19 protein-coding genes and 1 pseudogene are annotated in these 19,345 nt (G+C 33.6%); 5 read left to right on the forward strand and 15 right to left on the reverse strand.

Annotation, left to right across the window (positions count from 1 at the left end; all coding sequences use genetic code 11):
* Positions 1–355: 355 nt before the first annotated feature.
* Entirely contained in the window at positions 356–1,282 is a 927-nt protein-coding gene (gene bla, locus I7822_RS00170; RefSeq protein ID WP_207974794.1) for a class A beta-lactamase, read from the reverse strand.
* A 93-nt stretch (positions 1,283–1,375) separates the two neighbouring features.
* Positions 1,376–3,403 carry a peptidoglycan D,D-transpeptidase FtsI family protein gene (locus I7822_RS00175; protein WP_207975211.1) on the reverse strand — a complete coding sequence of 676 codons (2,028 nt, stop codon included), beginning with the start codon at positions 3,401–3,403 and terminating at the stop codon, positions 1,376–1,378.
* 939 nt (positions 3,404–4,342) lie between these two features.
* On the opposite strand from I7822_RS00175, the gene I7822_RS00180 reads away from it, so the two are divergent.
* Together I7822_RS00180 and I7822_RS00185 are read left to right on the forward strand one after the other, a co-directional pair.
* Entirely contained in the window at positions 4,343–4,723 is a 381-nt protein-coding gene (locus I7822_RS00180) for a BlaI/MecI/CopY family transcriptional regulator (RefSeq protein ID WP_207974795.1), read from the forward strand.
* Between the two features lie 8 nt (positions 4,724–4,731).
* Positions 4,732–6,518, forward strand: a pseudogene (locus I7822_RS00185) (BlaR1 family beta-lactam sensor/signal transducer).
* A gap of 273 nt (positions 6,519–6,791) precedes the next feature.
* On the opposite strand, the gene I7822_RS00190 reads toward I7822_RS00185, so the two are convergent.
* A complete protein-coding gene (locus I7822_RS00190) occupies positions 6,792–7,331 on the reverse strand; it encodes a CBO0543 family protein (protein ID WP_207974796.1) in 540 nt (179 codons plus the stop codon).
* A 210-nt stretch (positions 7,332–7,541) separates the two neighbouring features.
* On the opposite strand from I7822_RS00190, the gene I7822_RS00195 reads away from it, so the two are divergent.
* On the forward strand, positions 7,542–8,174 hold the full coding sequence (locus tag I7822_RS00195) for a carbonic anhydrase (RefSeq protein WP_307847637.1): 633 nt from the start codon (positions 7,542–7,544) through the stop codon (positions 8,172–8,174).
* Positions 8,175–8,537: 363 nt separating this feature from the next.
* Here I7822_RS00195 and I7822_RS00205 read toward each other — a convergent pair whose 3' ends face one another.
* The 6 genes from I7822_RS00205 to I7822_RS00230 form a co-directional block, all read right to left on the reverse strand.
* The gene (locus I7822_RS00205) at positions 8,538–9,146 is read right to left on the reverse strand and encodes an SdpI family protein (RefSeq protein ID WP_207974797.1); all 609 of its coding nucleotides are present in this window, start codon (positions 9,144–9,146) and stop codon (positions 8,538–8,540) included.
* The gene (locus I7822_RS00210; protein WP_279381897.1) at positions 9,146–9,424 is read right to left on the reverse strand and encodes an autorepressor SdpR family transcription factor; all 279 of its coding nucleotides are present in this window, start codon (positions 9,422–9,424) and stop codon (positions 9,146–9,148) included. Before I7822_RS00210 ends, I7822_RS00205 begins: the two co-directional genes overlap by 1 nt.
* 627 nt (positions 9,425–10,051) lie before the next feature.
* A complete protein-coding gene (locus I7822_RS00215) occupies positions 10,052–10,261 on the reverse strand; it encodes a cysteine-rich CWC family protein (RefSeq protein WP_207974798.1) in 210 nt (69 codons plus the stop codon).
* A 228-nt stretch (positions 10,262–10,489) separates the two neighbouring features.
* Positions 10,490–10,816, reverse strand: coding sequence for a hypothetical protein (locus tag I7822_RS00220; RefSeq protein ID WP_207974799.1), 327 nt, complete (start codon positions 10,814–10,816; stop codon positions 10,490–10,492).
* Between the two features lie 268 nt (positions 10,817–11,084).
* Positions 11,085–11,609 (reverse strand): SRPBCC family protein, encoded by a 525-nt coding sequence (locus I7822_RS00225; RefSeq protein WP_207974800.1) that lies wholly within the window; start codon positions 11,607–11,609, stop codon positions 11,085–11,087.
* A 62-nt stretch (positions 11,610–11,671) separates the two neighbouring features.
* Complete coding sequence (locus I7822_RS00230; protein ID WP_207974801.1) at positions 11,672–12,004, reverse strand: ArsR/SmtB family transcription factor; 333 nt, start codon at positions 12,002–12,004, stop codon at positions 11,672–11,674.
* Between the two features lie 322 nt (positions 12,005–12,326).
* On the opposite strand from I7822_RS00230, the gene I7822_RS00235 reads away from it, so the two are divergent.
* Positions 12,327–12,806, forward strand: coding sequence for a hypothetical protein (locus I7822_RS00235; RefSeq protein WP_207974802.1), 480 nt, complete (start codon positions 12,327–12,329; stop codon positions 12,804–12,806).
* A 150-nt stretch (positions 12,807–12,956) separates the two neighbouring features.
* Here I7822_RS00235 and I7822_RS00240 read toward each other — a convergent pair whose 3' ends face one another.
* From I7822_RS00240 to I7822_RS00265, 6 genes are all read right to left on the reverse strand, one after another.
* Positions 12,957–13,598, reverse strand: coding sequence for a histidine phosphatase family protein (locus I7822_RS00240; protein WP_207974803.1), 642 nt, complete (start codon positions 13,596–13,598; stop codon positions 12,957–12,959).
* A gap of 313 nt (positions 13,599–13,911) precedes the next feature.
* Entirely contained in the window at positions 13,912–14,694 is a 783-nt protein-coding gene (locus I7822_RS00245) for an ABC transporter permease (RefSeq protein WP_207974804.1), read from the reverse strand.
* Positions 14,691–15,320 (reverse strand): ABC transporter ATP-binding protein, encoded by a 630-nt coding sequence (locus I7822_RS00250; RefSeq protein WP_207974805.1) that lies wholly within the window; start codon positions 15,318–15,320, stop codon positions 14,691–14,693. The genes I7822_RS00245 and I7822_RS00250 overlap by 4 nt, the downstream gene beginning before the upstream one ends.
* 128 nt (positions 15,321–15,448) lie before the next feature.
* Positions 15,449–16,354 carry a glycine betaine ABC transporter substrate-binding protein gene (locus tag I7822_RS00255; RefSeq protein ID WP_207974806.1) on the reverse strand — a complete coding sequence of 302 codons (906 nt, stop codon included), beginning with the start codon at positions 16,352–16,354 and terminating at the stop codon, positions 15,449–15,451.
* Positions 16,354–17,202: an ABC transporter permease gene (locus tag I7822_RS00260; RefSeq protein ID WP_207974807.1), complete on the reverse strand. Its 849-nt coding sequence runs from the start codon at positions 17,200–17,202 to the stop codon at positions 16,354–16,356. The genes I7822_RS00255 and I7822_RS00260 overlap by 1 nt, the downstream gene beginning before the upstream one ends.
* A 1-nt stretch (position 17,203) precedes the next feature.
* On the reverse strand, positions 17,204–18,457 hold the full coding sequence (locus I7822_RS00265) for a quaternary amine ABC transporter ATP-binding protein (protein ID WP_207974808.1): 1,254 nt from the start codon (positions 18,455–18,457) through the stop codon (positions 17,204–17,206).
* A gap of 304 nt (positions 18,458–18,761) precedes the next feature.
* Between I7822_RS00265 and cudC the strand changes: the two genes are divergently transcribed.
* Entirely contained in the window at positions 18,762–19,310 is a 549-nt protein-coding gene (gene cudC, locus I7822_RS00270; protein WP_207974809.1) for a choline uptake/conversion transcriptional regulator CudC, read from the forward strand.
* The last annotated feature ends 35 nt before the right edge of the window (positions 19,311–19,345 follow it).

The following is a 19,345-nucleotide window of genomic DNA, read 5'->3' on the forward strand; positions in this document are numbered from 1 at the left end:
ATATATATTCTAGGAAGTTAATGGTTTGAATTAAATTACATCTCATAACCTAAGTTTACTCAAGTTATTGAGACGTAATTTATCTTTTAACAAGAATATCTATTTTTTAATATTTTTTATCAATTAATACATAGATTCAATTTAATGTTTATGTTTACGATGATATTTTTTCTAGATTATCTTTTCTTAAATTACAAAGGATCTTCAAATTTTAAGTGCTACATCTCTAATTAGCTCAATACTAACAAATCATCCCCCTCAGGAAATATTAATGAATTATTTCCTGAGGGGTAAATTCAGCAAGGTATTGTCCTTCCTTACATAGTTTAATTAATTGTATTACTTCACCCTTTTCCTAGTTATGGTTTATTTTAAGAGTTTCGATTACTTCCTCTGTTGCTTGTGCAATAAGCTTGTCATTATAATCAGCGTCCTTTTTATCGCGACTAGAAAGTATTGCAAGAACAATAGGATCTCCCTTCGGTGGCCAAATGATAGCAATGTCATTTCGCGTTCCATATGATCCTGCTCCGGTTTTATCTGCAACTTCCCAACCTTTCGGTACTCCTGCTCGAATTAATGTATCTCCAGTAGTGTTTCTCTTAAGCCAATCTGTTAAAATCGTACGTTTCTCCGTTGGTAGTGCGTCTCCGATTATGAAAGCTTGGAGGCTGGTAGCAAGCGCTCTTGCTGTGCTAGTATCATGAATTTCTCCTGGATTAACTTCGTTTAACTCTGGCTCAAAACGTTCAGGTTTGGTAACATTATCACCAATCTCCCTGAGTGATTTTTTAAACCCACTAGGTCCGCCAATTTGCTTAAGTATGAGGTTCCCTGCAGTATTGTCACTATATCGAAGAGAAGCATCGCTAAGCTCTTTAAGAGTCATTCCTGTATCAATATGCTTTTCTGTGATCGGATTATAATTTACAAGGTCTTCACTTGTATAGGTAATTTTTTGGTTAAGGTCTGCTATTGACTTTTGTTGTAACAGTACACCTACAGCTAAAGCTTTATGAGTAGATGCATATGCAAAACGTTCTTCTGATCGATAAGTTACGGTTTGGTTTGTGCCAGTGTCCAGTGCAAAGACGCCAAGTCTAGCATCAAATTTATCCTCAAGTTTCGCAAAATCATCTGTCATTGCAGTTTCTTGTTTTTTTTGTTGAGGTTGAGTAGAATCGTTGTTATCACCTGAACAACCTACAAGCGTTACACAAGAGAGAAATAGTACTGGTACAACTTTTTTAAACTTAATATTAATTGTGTTCCATGATTTCATTAAAATCTAACCTCTTTCCAAAATTTTAATTATCACCAAATGTTAGTTAAATATATGTAAAATTGGGTTGAATTCCCTAATCAATTTATTCCTTTATTTTACTTCTTCTTGCTTTTCAATTTCAGTAGTTGTTACATATTTCTTTTGTAAGTCCACATAGGCTTCAATTATTCGATTCGCAATCTTTTTATTTATTGGATCACTATCATTACTAAGCCATGGAACAACAACACTAAACGCTACCTCTGGATTTTCTGAAGGATAATAACCAACGAAGTTTAAATTATGCGTTTCTTTTCCCCAGTACTCACGTTTTATTCCATAATAGACTGTTTCTGAAGTTCCTGTTTTACCAGCAACATCATGTGAAAATTTGCCTTTAGCAGTTCCAGAAGTAACGACAAGCTTAAATCCTTGTTGAACCCGCTCTAAATCCTCTGCTGTGTTATTAACCTTATTTAAAACGTTTGCTTCCTTGTCAACAACAATTGGCCCAAGCTCTGAACCTTCAACAGGTGCATGTATACTTGTTACAATTCGAGGCTGAATCCGTGATCCACCATTTGCTATCACAGAAACATATTGTGCCAATTGAAGTGGTGTATACGTGTCAAATTGACCAATCGAAATATCCAAAAGCTTCCCTGCCTCATCGGGTGTATTTTGCAAACCAGATGACTCTTGTGGTAAATCAATCCCAGTTGGAACCCCTAAACCAAATTGCGCAAAATAATTTCTTAGCTTCTGGAAATCCTCTGATGTTGCATTCAATGGCCCATCTTTAACATAAGTGATATCAGCAATTTTCATCGCAACATAAAACATATACACGTTTGATGATAGCTTTAATGCACTTAAATCAGTCATTAGTCCTAAAGGATAAGCACTATATGACTTCTTTTCAGGTGTGCCCTTTAAATATATCGGTGCATCATAATACGTTTGACCATGTGGCATTCCATCCTGATAACCAGCAAGAACCGTTGCACCTTTTATAGTTGATCCTGCTTCATACTGTGTAGTAAAAGCACCGTACGTATAATCAAGTACTTTACTACGGTTATGTGGATCAAGTTGCTTGCCAACCATCGCTAAAACATCGCCCTGATAGGGATCCATCATCACGACAAATGCGCGATCCATTAAAAAGTGGCCTCCACTAGCTTTACGTAATTCTTCCTCTACGATCTCTTCGACTTTCATTTGAAGCTCCATATCAAATGAAAGCTTTAAGTCATAACCTCTTTGTCCTTCATCTATAATTTTTTCAGAAACAATCTTTCCGCTGTTATCTGAAATATATTCCACTTTTGCTTTACTTGGATTTAAGTAATCTTCATACTTGTACTCTAGATAACTTTTTCCTACACGTTCGTTTCGAGCATATCCTCTTACCGTATAAAAATCCTCTCGTGATTCAAGAATTCCTTGTTCAGGTGAGGTTAGCCCACCAAAGATTGTCTTTAAATAATCACCATATGAATATGAACGGTCCCAATCAGTGATAACGTCAATCCCTGGTAATTCTTCTAAATGTTCAGCAACAGTAGCTACTTCCGTATCAGTTAAATTTGTTGATTTTACAATCTGGGGTTCATATTGGTAACCTGAAGAAAAACGCGTGTAAATAAAAACAAGCTCTTGCTGCTTAGTACTTGCTTTTATTGCTTTTATCTCCTCAATTGGAACACGCTCAACTTGTAGTCTGTAAGCTTTAGTTGGCTCTAATTCTAACTCTTTTTCAGAAAGCAGTTTCTTGGTCTCTTCAGAGTTTAATGCTAACCAATAATCTTTAATATCACGATCCTTTAGCTCTTCCTTTAAAAACTCGGCATCATAACTGATATACTCTGCAAGCTTTTTTGCTGTATTTATCTTATCTGCTGCTGCTTTTGTAGTCTTGTCAACTGTATATGTGATTGCTGGAACACTTTTGTTATCCACCACTACTCGGTTATAACGGTCATACATTTTCCCTCTTGGGGCTGGAAGGCTTGCATAATCAGATTCAGTTCTTAAAACTTCTTTTGAAAACTCTTCCCCTTGTACAATTTGAACGATTCCTAAACGGACAACAAGTGCAACGAATAGTAAAAAGACAAGAAAAAAGAAAACATTAATCCGAACATATCTTAACTTTCTAAGTTTCCGGTATTCAGATGCATTTCAGTTTTGTTCTTTCAAAGCTGCCTCCTCCTTTTTCATAATTTTTATATTTCAAGCTCTCAACCATTGAATTTTCGACTTTCCTTAATTAACCGTAACTGGTGATCTGATGTAGTCGTCTTTCCAGCTATAGTTTTGTTTTATAGAGTATAGAATGCGAATCCTTAAACTTACACTTGTAAGATTTAAAGTCAAAACTTTGCAAAAAAGCATGAATATCATATGTTTATTAGCATGAGTTCATGTACCATATGACACATTTTCACCTTTCTATGAGCTTATCAATTTCTAAAAGTATTTGTATATCTTGTCACAACGTCTTCAACGGTTATGTATTCTTTTAATACTTCGATTAAAAATGCCCCTAAAAAACAACCTGATAACTCGCTCAATCCCATGGAATTCTACTTCATAATTATTTAATGGTTTTATTTTTCTTAAATGAGTTTTCCCCCTTCACATTCCAATTCCCCTATAAATAGCAGTCTACTGCTATTCCGGGAATAACATGAAAAACAGCCTTCTGTTTACCATTTATTAAATAACAAAACTTACAAATGTAATTTTTATGAATTATTACACATGTAAGTTTTTAAGTCAACCCTTTTAAACCTAGTAAAATGATTACTCATATCTATAAGTGATAACAATGATAACCAAAATACTACATTTGTAAGTTCTTTTAAATTTTGCTATCAACTTTCTTCAGACTACAGATCGCCCCTCATTTCCTTGTCTTAAACTACCGCTACTACTGTCTTCACTATTTTAGGACTTTCACCTTATCGACTATAGCCAAGTCAAAGGTTTTTGCTTTATTATTTCATTCATTGACTTCTTAAAATACGAACAATATAATTAAATTATTACAAATGTAAGTTTAGGATGGTTTATATGAAAAAAATACCCCAAATCTCAGAAGCAGAATTAGAAGTTATGAAAATAATCTGGAAACATCCTTCTATCAATACCAATGAGGTTATTGAAAAGTTATCTAGAACTAGCGAATGGAGCCCTAAAACAATTCAAACGATGTTGTTACGGCTAATAAAAAAAGGTGCTTTGAATCATTCTAAAGATGGCCGTGTATTCGTTTATACACCAAATGTAGCTGAAAGTGATTATCTAGAAATTGAGAGCAATAGTTTTTTAAATCGTTTTTATAATGGCACTCTTAACTCAATGGTATTAAACTTTTTGGAAAATGATAAGCTATCAGATAATGAAATTGACGAATTGTATCAAATTTTAGAAGACCGAAAGAACAGAAAGTAGGAAATCACATGGGCAGTTCCTTCTTTACTCTCTTTTTTATCAGTAATATCATATTGGCTGTGATTTTTTGCATCGTCGTACTCATAAAAATAATATTAAAGGTTCAAATTACTGTAAACACCAATTATCATATCAGTGTGATTTCTCTTTTAACATTACTTGTTCCATTTATCCCCCTTCATTTTCTTAACACAAATTCTTTTTTTGACTGGATGATAAACTTTGGAACAAGCCATGCAAAATTATCTGATATCCAATCTTCAAGAACAACGCAAGAAACTGTTCAAAGTGCAAATTTGCTACAAGATTTTTCTATGTCAATTGACCATTCGTCCTTCAAAATGATAGATTCTATCTTTTTCATAGTGTGGATAGTAGGAATGATTATTATGCTCTTTGCTACTTTATATAGCAATCTAAGAATTAGCCAAATAAAAAAGAGCTTACAAGTAGTTGGAAATATAGAGCTATCAACACTTTTTAATTCATGTAAAGAGGAATTACATATTCATAAAAAGATTGTTTTAGGTTATTCCTCCTTAATAAAATCACCTATTACCTTTGGACTTTTCCAACCATATATTATCATTCCAAAGATATTTCAATGCTTTCTACTGACGAAATGAAATGTGTTTTGCTTCATGAGTTGTACCATTGTAAACGGAGAGATATGCTAGTAAACTATATCATGTGTATGTCGAGAACAGTTTATTGGTTTAATCCACTCGTATGGTATTTTTTAAGAGAAATGAAAACAGAAATGGAGATTTCTTGCGATTATGCAGTTTTAAAAACGCTGGATAAGGAATCACATCTCAAATATGGTGAGGTAATATTAAGATTTGCTTCTCTATCCCAACGAACATCATCTTTGTTAGCTGCTTCGGAAATCAGCAGCTCCTACAAACATATAAAAAGGCGTATTGTAAAAATCGCAAATTTCCAAATAGAACCTCCTCTGCTAAAGATAAAAAGTGCTTTAGTATTCATCATTGTTCTGGCAATCATTTTGATTAGTATCCCATCGCTATCGGTATTGGCTGTGAACAAAGAAATACATTCCTTTTCTAATACTAATTTAGTGAACAAAGATTACAGTAGTATTTTTGATGAATTTTCAGGGAGTTTTGTACTTTATGATTCCAAAATAAAAAAGTACACTATACATAATACAGAAGAAAGTACTACACGATTCGCACCTGCTTCCACTTATAAGATATTCAGTGCATTGTTTGCGTTAGAATCTGGGATTATTACAAGATACAATTCTCAAATGCCTTGGGATGAAACTCTACATCCGTATGAAGAATGGAATCAAGACCAAGATTTATTCTCTGCTATGGGAAACTCCGTCACATGGTATTTTCAAAATCTTGACCAACAAATGGGCAAAAAGAAATTGCAAAATTACTATGAACAGATCAATTACGGAAATGGCGATTTATCAGGCAATATAACTAATTATTGGATAGATGAATCTCTAAAAATTTCTCCTGTTGAACAGGTAGATTTGTTGAAAAAGTTTTATGATAATGAATTCGCTTTTGAACAAGCCAATATTCAAACTGTGAAAGACTCCTTATTTATAGAAGAATCAAATGGTAAACTTTTATCTGGAAAAACGGGAACCATAGATGTAAATGGAGAATTCATTGAAGGTTGGTTTGTAGGATATGTAGAAACTATCGATAATACTTTTTTCTTTGCTGTTCATATTCAAGGTGATAAGCAAGCAGGTGGAAGCTCTGCTGCTAAGATAGCACTTTCCATTTTGGAGAAGGAAGGTATTTATTAATTAGTTTCCATAAGATGGAAATTATTTTACATCTAGTTTTTTATTCTATAGATAAATGGGTTAATACCTTCTCTTATCTTAATCATTAAAAGCTGAACCGTAGATTTGATACTCTGCGGTTTTTTTCAATACAGAAGTGATTCCATTGCTTCATTATTGCCATTGTCGTCAAGTAAAAAAGCCTTGGATTTAAACCCAAAGTTTTTTTACTTTTCGTAAGGTATATAATGAAAAATAATTTTGTTAGTTTTAGCAAAAATGAAAAACATCTGTTTAAAGATGGTTAAGTTGTTTCTTTTCAATAAAGTCCACGGCGATCTTTACAACAACCCCTATCACGAACAAAACTACTAATGAGTAAAAGTAAGTCCAATTGTGTAATTTATAGAGACCAATATAAACAAAGATTGGCTGTACAATAAAAGAGATTAAACTTGCAACAATAAAATTTGCAATAAAAAAGAACTTCCACCTACTAAAGAATTGATACATTAACGCTATAATACTAGGAATAATAATAAATTCTACTGTAGCGATTGGTGCAAGAAAGCGAACTAACTGATGAGGATGACTCCATAATAGGAAGTATTCTCCGATATCATCAAAAATAGTATTGATTACATAACTAATTATAAATGCCAATGTGATCAGTAAAATTCTTTGTCGATCTATTAAGAAAAGAAATAATATGAGAAAGATTACATTCATGATTAGTATAACCCACCAATGAAAATGGAATAAATCCTGGTGAATCCAATAGTCCATTTCCATTTGATGTAATGTACTGGTCATTCTTTCTATTTCTTTATCCATATAGTACCTCCTTTGTTATGTAATAGTATCTCCTGAATCAATAGTATTAATGCGCTCGACTTTTATCTGTAATCGTTTGAATAGAATAAACTATTTTTTCATTTATTCTCGTAATTATTCAGCGCAAATGATGATATTTTTATCACAGGATGTACTAACATAACTTCAACTAACAAAAAAGACATAGAAGAAAAGGTAGCAACAGATGAAGTGAATTACACAGATCAAAAAAATTGGGCGTTTGAATCCGGCGATACACAATCACCAATCGACATTAACACAACTAAGACACAGGCAATGAAAGACAGTGGAGTAATTGAACTTAACTATAATAATGCTGTACTTGATGAAGTGGACAATGGTCACAGTATCCAAGTAGACGCTACTGGAACAGCAAAAATCAATGGACGTAACTTTGATTTAACACAATTCCATTTTCATGCACCTAGTGAGCATAAACTTGATGGTAAGCAATATCCAATTGAAGCACATTTTGTAAATAAAGCACAAAACGGTCGAATAGCTGTTATTAGTGTGTTCTTCAATGAAGGTGCAGAAAACCAAGGATTTAAAAAAGTGATTGATAGCATTAAAAAAGGTGATAAAAACACTGATGTTGGTGAAATCAGTATTGCCGCTATGCTTCCTACTAACAAAAGTTATTATCACTACCTTGGTTCATTGACTACTCCCCCTCTTTCAGAAAATGTGGAATGGTATGTCATGAAAAATCCAGTAGAAATCTCGAAAACACAAATCGACGCTTTCCAAAGTTATTACAATAGTAACAATCGTGATATTCAACCATTAAACGAACGTATTATATTAAAACACGAAGAATAAATAAAATTGAAACACCCCCTTACTGCTTCATAAAAGTAAGGGGGCTTTGTTTTAAAATCATACTTAAAATAATAAAAATATCACAATTTTAGTTCATTAAGAAGTGCATTACCCCTACTTGAATAATGCACTCCGTTTGTAGTATAAGACTTATTAAACAATCTTTTCTGGATTTCTAACCTTAAGAAGTAATATAAAACCGCAATTCACACAAAAGCAAGCATCAACTGGGGAACTTTTAACTACTGTTCTTTTCTTAAACAAAGCTCCATAACCCTTAAATTTACCAGTTTACACTTTTGTTGACCCACATTCTGAACAAACTCTTTCTATTTTCAAATAATCCCCTCCTACCTTTTATAATCATTTATATATTTGTGTTTGATATGCTCTGTATGAACGAAAAATCGATACGAGTAATGTAAGCAAAAGAATAGAGAAAAAACTAACAAGCATCAGGTTACCTGGAAGAAAAACGCAAAACAACATTAGTGTACCCCCAATAAATATCGGTAAAGAAAATGGGCGTATAACAATATTCCACACTTGGTTGGTTGATTTAGAAATTTGAGAGGAATCTTCATTTATTTCAAGTAGAAATCTTGGAAGAGTGTTAGCGGTTGTAATCAATACTAATCCAACACTTATAGGAACTAATAAGAGTAGGTTCATTTCTGTCCCTGTTGTTATCAGGAGTATTGCACAATGAAATATAAATAAAATGATTGAAAGTGATAGAAAAATGGCTTCGAACCCATTTTTATAACGAGAATAAGAACCTTGTTTTTTAATCAGTTTTGGAAGAATGAAAATATTACTGTTAACTATAAGCATTGTGAATGGAATAATAAATAATACTACTTCCCTTGTTCCATATATAGCTTCATCGACAGTTATATTCGTAAAAGACAAATAAAGACTTACGCCAAAAGATAAAACGGTTAAAAATATTATACAAATTACCTTTAACATTAATTTCCCTCCTTATTATTAAAATTAAACTGAACAATCCACTTCATAATATCTTGGAAAACGGTTGAATTTAAAGAATAATAAACATATTGACCTCTTTTAATGGCATAAACTAAATCAGCATTTTTTAACACCGTCAAATGTTGCGATATTCCAGGTTTGCTCATTTCAAAATGTTTAGCAATATCTCCAGCAGTCAAATCTCCATTTCGTAAAAGGTCTAACATTTTTCTTCTATTTTCATCAGACAATGCCTTAAACAACTCATTTATGGACAATCAATACTTCCCTCCCTTATAAGTAGTTAAGTAATTACTTAACTACTTAAATTATATTTAAGTTGGATGAAATTGTCAAGTTAATCTACCAATCTAATTTAATATTCCTTCGACTTTACAAAAAGAAAAAATAGCTCTCACTAACATTTATCTTCAACTCTTGCAACGTTTGTTTAAGTACAATTCTTCCCAAACTGAAAATAAACCCCATTTCAAATGTATCTGAATATAATTTCTCAATCTTTCTTTAGTTGCAAAGTATAAGGAAATGAAAAAGCATCCCCAAAAAAAGTGGAGTAACTTCAATACAAAAGTATTCTTTTAGAGCTCTTGAATTGTTGGACAAAATAATCATTTCATTAATCGCTACATCTAGTTAAAGGAAATGGTCGATAAGTCAGAAAGAAATGGGGAAGGGAAATTCTATTCCAAGCAGTTTTAACAAAAAAAGAATCAAATTACTGAATTTTGACATATTATTTTAGCTTATTAATATAACTAATTGAGTATTGGTAAATAACTTATAGTTTCTAACAAAAAATCATTCCATTTTTATTTTCCCAAACAATCGCACCCGATCAGTTCAATAAGCAGATTGTCTTCTATTGCGTATAATCCTTGTAGAGTTCACTCATATTTTTTGTTCATTTTCTGCTCTTCTCTAAATTTATTTAAACATTTTTTACATATACAATGTTTTCTTTTACTTTCCAAAGGAACCAATTCAAAGATTTCATTTGGAAATTTTTCTAGGTTACACCAGCAGTTACCGTTTTCTCCAGCACCTATCATACACCCGTTTTCTTCTTCACATATAGGACAATATTTATTAGCCAATGCAACCACTCCTTAATCCTTCACAATTTCACTCAAAAAAAAAATAAAAACCTTTAATATTTTCATCCCTGTTCTTCCAATAACTTCCACGTTATTCAATATAAAAAGTAGCTACCACAACAACTACAGTATTAAACTCAAACACACTTTATCTTAAAGAATTTAAGAGTATGGAACACTTCAAACAAGAATTAGAAAATTTGCGTTATGTAATCCAATCAATTCTTATTAATTGCTTATTTTAGTTGGATTTTTGAGTGTTATTATAAAAAATACCCACCAAAAAATTATTAAGGAGAATCCTAATAAACATAAAATGGCAAACATATCAGCTTGTAAAGTTTGTGAGATTAAATGTTCGAATTCATTTCCCCTTGTTCTTCCAATACTAAAAGGTAAAAATAGTAAAGGCGTAAGAATAGTTATAAATACCGTAAAAACGGACAACCCTACATTTTTCTTTTTCCATATTGAAATGCTACTACCAAAAAGTGTAACGATTAAAAATAAATAATATATAAACCAAAACCAACCTGGAAGTGTTTCTCCACTCATTTGCATTCCCCTTTCAATACTTGTACTACCAAATTTATTCTAAACACTCAATAATCCTACTATATATCTCTCTAATAATACCAAATATAGTAAAACTCGTTAATAGGAGTATTTATAATAAAAAAAAGAGCACAATTCTTGTTATGGAATTGAGCCTCTTTGGTAAAGATCAAATACTGTTGAAACTTTTTCGTACTTATTCAAAATATCCCCTTTTACAAAAAGAATTAGGGGTTACCTTAACAACTCCTAATTCTTTTTATCAGATCTACTGTAGCTCTATCAGTAGGTCGTCGAGGCGGTCAAATTGCGAGGACATTCCTTGAATCACACCCATGTCTATTACCTGCTGAAGAGCATCGATTGAAGCAAATTGAGAACTCGTAATAAGTTTCGTCTTTCCTTCGTGTTCAACAAAATTCATCGTAATCAGCATCTCTGGCATTCCATCGACAGTATTGCCTTCCTGATCTGAAAACACATCTGTATAGACAATCTTCTCAGGCGGAATAATTTCTTGATAGACAGCTTTACCCCAAGATTCTTGTCCAAAAAACTCACCTTGCTTCTCATCTGTGCAACGCATACAATAATGCCAAACGCCGTTAGGCTTAAACTCAAATTTTCTATTTTCTGTTTGCCATCCCATTGGTCCCCACCAACTTGCCAAGCGCTCAGGCTCAGAAAATGCTTTAAATACTATATCTCGTGGCGCGTTAAAGATTCGCTCTATGAAAAGAACTCGCCCTTCTACGTTAGTTGACATATTGTGTGTTACTTTGTTTTCAGACATTTCAATTCCTCCTTATTTTTGTGTAATAAGTCGTCACTTCTTGAAAAGTAGTAATCTTTTTGTCACAAATCAGTCTTTCCTTGCATTTCACACAAATAATTATCCAAGCGATCGAATCTGTCATGCCAGACACTCTGGAAAGACTCAAGCCAATAATCTAGGTCTTGGAATGGCTGCTTACACAGCTTGTAGATTCGCCGATTAGCAATTGCATGCACCTCGACTAGTCCAGATTCATTGAGTACGCGGAGATGTTTGGAAGTTTGTGGCTGTTGAAGTCCTAGTTGTTTAGCAATTTCCCCTACAGTGAGAGGGCTATCACGCAAAAGCTCAACAATTTGTAGTCGGTTGGGCTCGGCAAGCGCATTCAAAGTTGTTGTGATTTTCACACCCATATTACCTTCTCCTTCCAATACGAATATAACTCATATTGAATATTCTTGTAAAGGAATATTCAATATTTATACTTATCTTCTCCTTCGTACAATAATCCTTACTCCATTTGATATTGAACACCACTCTACCTCTCCCTGCTGGCCAATTAGGCAAGGCTTTAAATGCAGAGTTTTTGGCAACCCAAGCTATTTAGACTTTTTACTTAATTATAGGTGAAGGATAACTTTTATAAAGTAACGATCTATTTAAGTATATTTAATGCATTTAATACCATAATAAAAAATAGTATTTTATTATAATCATTCACGGAGGCACTATTTTATGAAAAATTGGAAGATGTTTGTCTTACTTTTTGCTCCATGGTTTACCTTTTCATTATTTGGAAGTGAGGCATTCCGAAGATTTTTACCTACTGCTACTTTTAGTTCATTGTTAATATCTTTAATAAGTGAATTGTCCAAAAGCCGTAAATGGTGGATAGTAAAAAAACCAATTTTCCCAAGTTTATCTACTGATATAACATTTGTGTTTGGGCTTTTTTTCACAATAAATTTATGGATATTTAAATTAACTTATAAAAAAATTTGGCTTTATATAATTACTAATGTTTTTGCCGATTATTTATTTGCTTATCCTTTAACAACCCTTGCTGAAAAATTTAAAATTTATAAAATGGTTAGGATGAAAAGGAGCCATCTCTTTTATCTAAGTTTATTTGTAGCACTTCTTAATTATTTATATCAATTCATTGTTGTAGAGCCTTTAAGGAATAATACAAATAAAAAAAACTTCTCAGGATAGTCGGTTATCAGTGAAAGACACCATAGTCTAATTTGGAACTAGATAAGTACAGTTAAATAGGTATTTAAGAGATTAACAGAAAAAAGGAGAGCGGTACTCAGACTGTTACCTTCTCTCCTTTTGTATCATGAAAACTACAAAGAAACTGACTTATCCATTTGTTAAGCACTGACTACCTTTTTCTCTAAACGAAGTATCAGCAATTTTTTCAACCTGTGGCTTACCATTCAAGTAACTGACAACAGAAACACTGCAATTTTCATGCACTGCAAATTCGCTGCTTTTCGTTATTTGTACGATGTAATTGCCTATTGTTACTCCATGAGAAAAGATGAGAATATTTCCTCCCTCGGAGGCATGCATTTTGACAATTTCTTCAATTGCACTTTCGGTTCTTCTAAACAGTTGTGCATAAGTCTCGCCTTCTGGAGCACAAGCATCTAAATCTAAGCTGAATAAAGTTTCAAGTACATTGCCATATAAAGCTGGGATTTCCTCTTCTACTAACGATTCCAAAACACCAAAATTCATTTCTTTGAGTCGCTTATCAATAGTTAACGGAATATCTCGTTCTCCAATAGTATATTTGGCAGTATCTAAAACTCTCTGACTGTCACTAGAGTAAGCAGCTGTAAAGTGGATATCTGATAAGCCTTTTCCAACTGATTTTGCTTGTGAAATACCTTTTTCAGTAAGCGGAGAATCACAAAAACCTTGCATCCGCTTTTCAACATTATATTGAGTTTCCCCATGTCTCACAAAATAAAGGGTGACATTTTTCTCAGTAATCATAGTTAAACACGTCCTTTGTTGTCAGGTAAAATCTTATTTAGCATTTTATCCTATTTATCCGTTAAATCAACTATTACGTTTACTTGCTTTCCTTTTCTATGACAAAACCTTATGATGAACAGCCTTACTCACTACTATAACAGAGTAAGGCTGTTTTTTGATGAGATTAAACTTCGTGCTCAACATACACAAGCTTATTGAAGAATGAAATGACCATTATTAAAAATTCTAATTGGTGCTTTCCTAACTTGACTGAAGAACTACAGTTGCCCTCAGGAAATAATAATGAAAACTTCCTGAGGGGAATTTATTCTTAATCCTTAAACTGTGCCTTCTCATTAAAAAACGTCCTATATCCAAAATATGTAAAAATCATTACTGTTAGTGCAACACTTCCAGTAATACCAAGTAAAACAGCGATCTGATATTCAATTGCAATTAATGGGCTAATCCCTGCTAATATTTGTCCTGTCATCATACCAGGTAAAAAAACAATCCCCATACCAACTAAATTATTTATGGTTGGTAAAATGGCTGAATCGAATGCAGAATTCACAACTGCTTTTGTTGCTGCCTCTGGTTTTGCTCCTAGCATTAAAGCACCTTCGATTAGCTGTTTTTCTCTTTGGATCCCTTCAACTAAATTCTTTACACCTAGAGTAATTCCTGTCATTGAGTTGCCAATAATCATCCCTGCAATTGGTATAAGATACTGTGGTTCATACCAAGGTTGAAAATGAATAACAACAAAATTAAAGTAAATGAGTGTAACAAGTGAACCAGATACCATAGATATAGCAATAATTTTCTTTAGTTTTTTGTTAATAGGTATGGCTACTTGTTTATATGTATTGTACACGGCAAAGCAAAGCATTAACAAAACGATTAATGTAATTAGAAATGGATTTGGTTGTTCAAATATATAGGTAAGAATATATCCCACTAAAATCAATTGAATCGTCATTCTTGCTGTGGAGATGATAATTCGTTTTTCACGTTTTAGACCACGCCATTTTACAAATGCGATTAATAATAAAATGAAGAGGTAGCCGGCAACTAATCGCCAAAATTCAATATCTCGTATGACGTTATTCATCCTCTGTCCACTGCTCTTTTCTCTAGTGTTATCATCTTTTCTGCATATTTTGCTGCGATCTTTTGTGAATGTGTGATCATAATAACGGATTGGCCGTTTTGCTTAACCTGCTTAATAAAGCTGGCCATTACTACAGATTCAGCGTCTTCATCAAGAGCTGCTGTTGGTTCATCTAACAGATATACTTCTGGTTCCATTAGATACACTCTTGCTAAAGCAAGTCGTTGTTTTTCTCCACCTGATAAAGTACCAGCATCTTCATTTAAAGCTTTATTTAAATGCACAATTTCTAAAGCCTTGTTCAATTCATGATCTTCTTTCAGCTTTTTCTCTGAAAAGTTCAACCCTATGTTTAAGTTATCGCGAATTGTTCCTTCAAAAATGGTAGGTTGCTGTGCTAGCATGACAACTTTTCTTCTATGTAGTATTGGATCAGCAACTTTTATATTTTTATCCTTAAAATAAATCTCCCCTCCATCTGGTGATAGCATAATATTTAACATTTTTAATAATGTTGATTTACCCGCTCCACTTTCACCAACAAGGCAAGTAATCTTATTAGCAGGGATTTCCATCCTGTCTATAAGTAAGATGTCTTTATAAATTAAATTTTCAATTACAAACATTTGTTTTACCTCTTTATATTAGTCTATTTCTATATTGCTCCAACTATAAAAGTTTGTAAATATAAATAGCTAAACAATATGAAAAACACCCACGTATTATGAAAATGTACGTGGGTGTTACTTTTAGATTATTCTTTTAAATCTTCAATTGAATCAATGTCCATATATTCAGGAACAACTAATCCAGTTTTTGCACCTTCAAGGTTTGCACCAAGGTCCTCAAAATCACCTTCGTATTTTTTGTATTGATCCGCATGAGTTAGTGGTAACCAACCTGCGATATGTGCGTCAATACTACCATCAGCTACACCAGCCCACATAGGACCTGCTTCGACTTGACTTAGTGTTACTTCATATCCTAAGTCTTGAAGTACTTTTGCGACAACATTTGTACTTGCGATTTCACTATCCCATGCAACATAAGCTAATTTCACTTCTTCTCCATTACCTTTTTGTGCATCTTTCGTCCATTCTGCTACTTTGTCAGTATTTTCTTCTACCCAAGCAGCAGCTGCATCTTCAGGTGATGTTCCATCTTGAATATTGCTCATAATTACGCCCATTTCGTCTGGTGTCCAGTGGAATTGATCTAATACCTTATGAACGCCCGGTAGATCTTCAGCTAATCCAATACGTGCAATAGAATTAATATTTTCTGCTTCACCATATACACCCTTAGGATCTTCTAAGTATTTCAAATCAAATTTTGAAAACATCCAATGTGGCGTCCAACCTGTTATGATAATCGGTTCTTCATCGTCATAAGCTTTTTTAAGAGATGCAGTCATTGCTGCTCCTGATCCTTCAATAAGCTCCCAATCTGTTAACTCATACTCTTCAAGCGCAGCTGCAGTTGCTTTCATAATTCCTGCACCAGGATCAATACCCGTAATTTTGTATTCTACACTCTCTCCAAGAGATGCTGTGTTGCTACCAGAATCAGTAGTCCCACTACTTTCCTCTCCGCCACTACAAGCAGCTAAACCCAATGATAATCCTAATGCTAATGTTACTTTTGAAAATTTTGTAAACATTAAGCTGTTCCCCCTTTTTTTGTTTTTCCTATATTTTGAGTTATCCGGTCTAATATAATCGCAATGATTACGATTGCCAAACCAGCTTCAAAACCTGTTCCAGTTTGTAATTGTGTAACGGCACGATATACGTCCGCACCTAAGCCTGGTGCGCCAACCATTGAGGCAATCACTACCATCGATAAAGCAAGCATGATGCTTTGGTTTATACCAGCCATAATTGTTGGTAATGCCAATGGTAATTGTACCTTCAGTAATTTTTGAGCTGTTGTTGATCCAAATGCTTGAGTTGCTTCTATTAAATCTTCAGGTACTTGCTTAATCCCTAAAATTGTTAAGCGAATAGTTGGAGGCATTGCGAAAATAACGGATGCGACCACTCCTGGTACAACGCCAATATTAAAGAAAAAGATTGCAGGTAGTAAATAAACAAATGCAGGCATTGTTTGCATAAAATCAAGGATTGGTGTCACTATTTTGCCGACCGTCTCACTTTGAGATGCCCATATTCCAATCGGAATACCAAGAATTATAGATATACCTACCGATGTAATGACTAAAGCGATTGTGTCTAGCATGTTTTCCCAATATCCTAGATTATCAATTAATAATAATCCTACTAATGAAAATAGTGCGATACGCCAATTACAAACCTTCCATGCTAGTAAACTAACAATAATTGCTAAAATAATCGTTGGAATGATACCTAAACCTAGAACGATTCCATCTACGAAGAACTCTAACCCAGTAGCGATACTTTCAAAGAAAGGTTCAAAATGATTAACAAGCCATTCGATGATCATGTCGATCCAATTGGCTATAGGCAACTTTGGTAATAATTCATCCATCTTAGAGTACCTCCCTTTCTACTTGTGCAGGGAGCTCTTTGTATTCAATGTCATTAATGTACGTCTCATTACCTGCTAATGCTCCAATAACTGCTCCTCTTATGACAATACCCTTTAGTCGTTTGTCCTGATCAATAACAGCTACAGGGATCGTTGCCATAGATACATCATCAAATAGGTCTATAAGAAGTGTATCTTGCTGAACGGTCGTTACATCTTTATTTAGCACTTCCGCTAAAGTCAGATTTTTTTCTACCGCATCTCTTGCATCAGCAGCAGTTACAGCTCCTATTAATCTCTTTTGTTTATCAACAATATAAACAGTAGAGATTCCGTTATCTTTCATCACCTTAAGAGCAACCCTAGCTCCTTTTTCAAGTTGAATCGTTTCTGGCCGCTTCATAACATGACCAGCAGTTAATACTTTTGATAAATCGACATCCTCAACAAATCGCTCTACATAGTCATTAGATGGATTCATCAAGATTTCTTCTGGTGTACCAATTTGAACAATATTTCCATCCTTCATTAAAGCGATTCGGTCACCAATTCGTAGGGCCTCATCAAGATCATGTGTGATAAAGATAATTGTTTTTTCCATAGTTGACTGAAGCTCTAATAATTCATCCTGCATGTCTTTTCTAATAAGTGGATCAAGTGCACTAAATGCCTCATCCATTAATAAAATATCAGGATCATTAGCTAATGCACGAGCAAGTCCGACCCTTTGCTGCATACCACCACTTAATTGACTTGGGATTTGATGTTCATATCCTTCCAGACCAACAAGCTTAAGGGCTTCTAATGCACGTTCCTTACGATTTTCCTTGCTAACACCTTGAATCTCTAGTCCATATTCAGCATTAGCCAAAACTGTTCGATGTGGGAAAAGGGCAAATCGTTGAAAGACCATACTTAGCTTTTTACGACGGACATTTCGTAATTCTTCCTTACTCATTGAAACAATATCTTCCCCATCAATTAATACTTGACCACTTGTCGGTTCTATTAATCGGTTAAACATGCGAACTAAAGTTGATTTACCACTACCGGAAAGTCCCATAATAACGAATATTTCGCCTGGATAGACTTCAAAGTTTGCACGATTAACACCTACAGTAGAACCTGTTTCTTTTAATATTTCTTGCTTTGATTTTCCTTGTTTGAGAAGCTGAGCAGCTTTTTTAGTGTTTTTCCCAAAAATTTTCGATACTTCTCGAACAGTGATTTTTACCGTACGTTCATTACTATTCATTTTTCCACCTCTACCTATTGACTCATATAAAGCGCGACTAACCATCTATTATTAATTAATCCTTCCCTTCAATGATTTATTGTCACGAACACTATGCCTTATTAATTATAGAAATAGTACAAAATGATTACAAAGCGCAAATAAGCTCATTTAACTCCGTAAAGTACGTACAGAAAATACTGTACGTACTTTACGTTCTATATACTTACAATTCCTCCATTTTCCTTTTCCTTCATTGCCTTTACAATCAAATCATATAAATGTAGTCTGTATATATACATTAGCTAATAGGATGTGACAGGGTTTGCAAAGTAAAGAAGAACTTGAGAAAGCTCGCGAACGTGTAATTGAAGCAATCTCTCAAAATATGAACTTATATGGTGTAACACCTTCAGTAGGAAGATTGTGGGGGCTACTTTACTTTCAAAATCAGCCTATGACCTTAGATGAAATGAAAAATGAATTAGGTATGAGTAAAACAAGTATGAGTACTTCTGTTAGGAACCTAATGGATTTACATATGGTGGACAAGGTTTGGAAAAAAGGTAATCGCAAGGATTTATACGTAGCTGAGGAAGATTGGTATCAAACCTTTATTGATTTTTTCACAATAAAATGGAGAAATGGTGTACAAATTAATGTTTCTGCAATTGAGAAATCGTTACGAGAACTTAATTTACTCCTTGAAAAGCCAGAACTCACCGAAGAGTTTATAAATGAAATAAAAAGTGACATTGAGAAGCTTCATCAATCGTTAGAATACTACGGCTGGTTAAATCGCTTAGTTGATAGCTTTGAGACTCACGAAATTTTTGATTTTATTCCAAAAAAACCGATCGATCACACGAAATAATGTGGTTGATCGGTTTTTTTCAAATGGGCTTTGTT

Source organism: Metabacillus bambusae (genome assembly GCF_017497975.1).
Classification (GTDB): domain Bacteria; phylum Bacillota; class Bacilli; order Bacillales; family Bacillaceae; genus Metabacillus; species Metabacillus bambusae.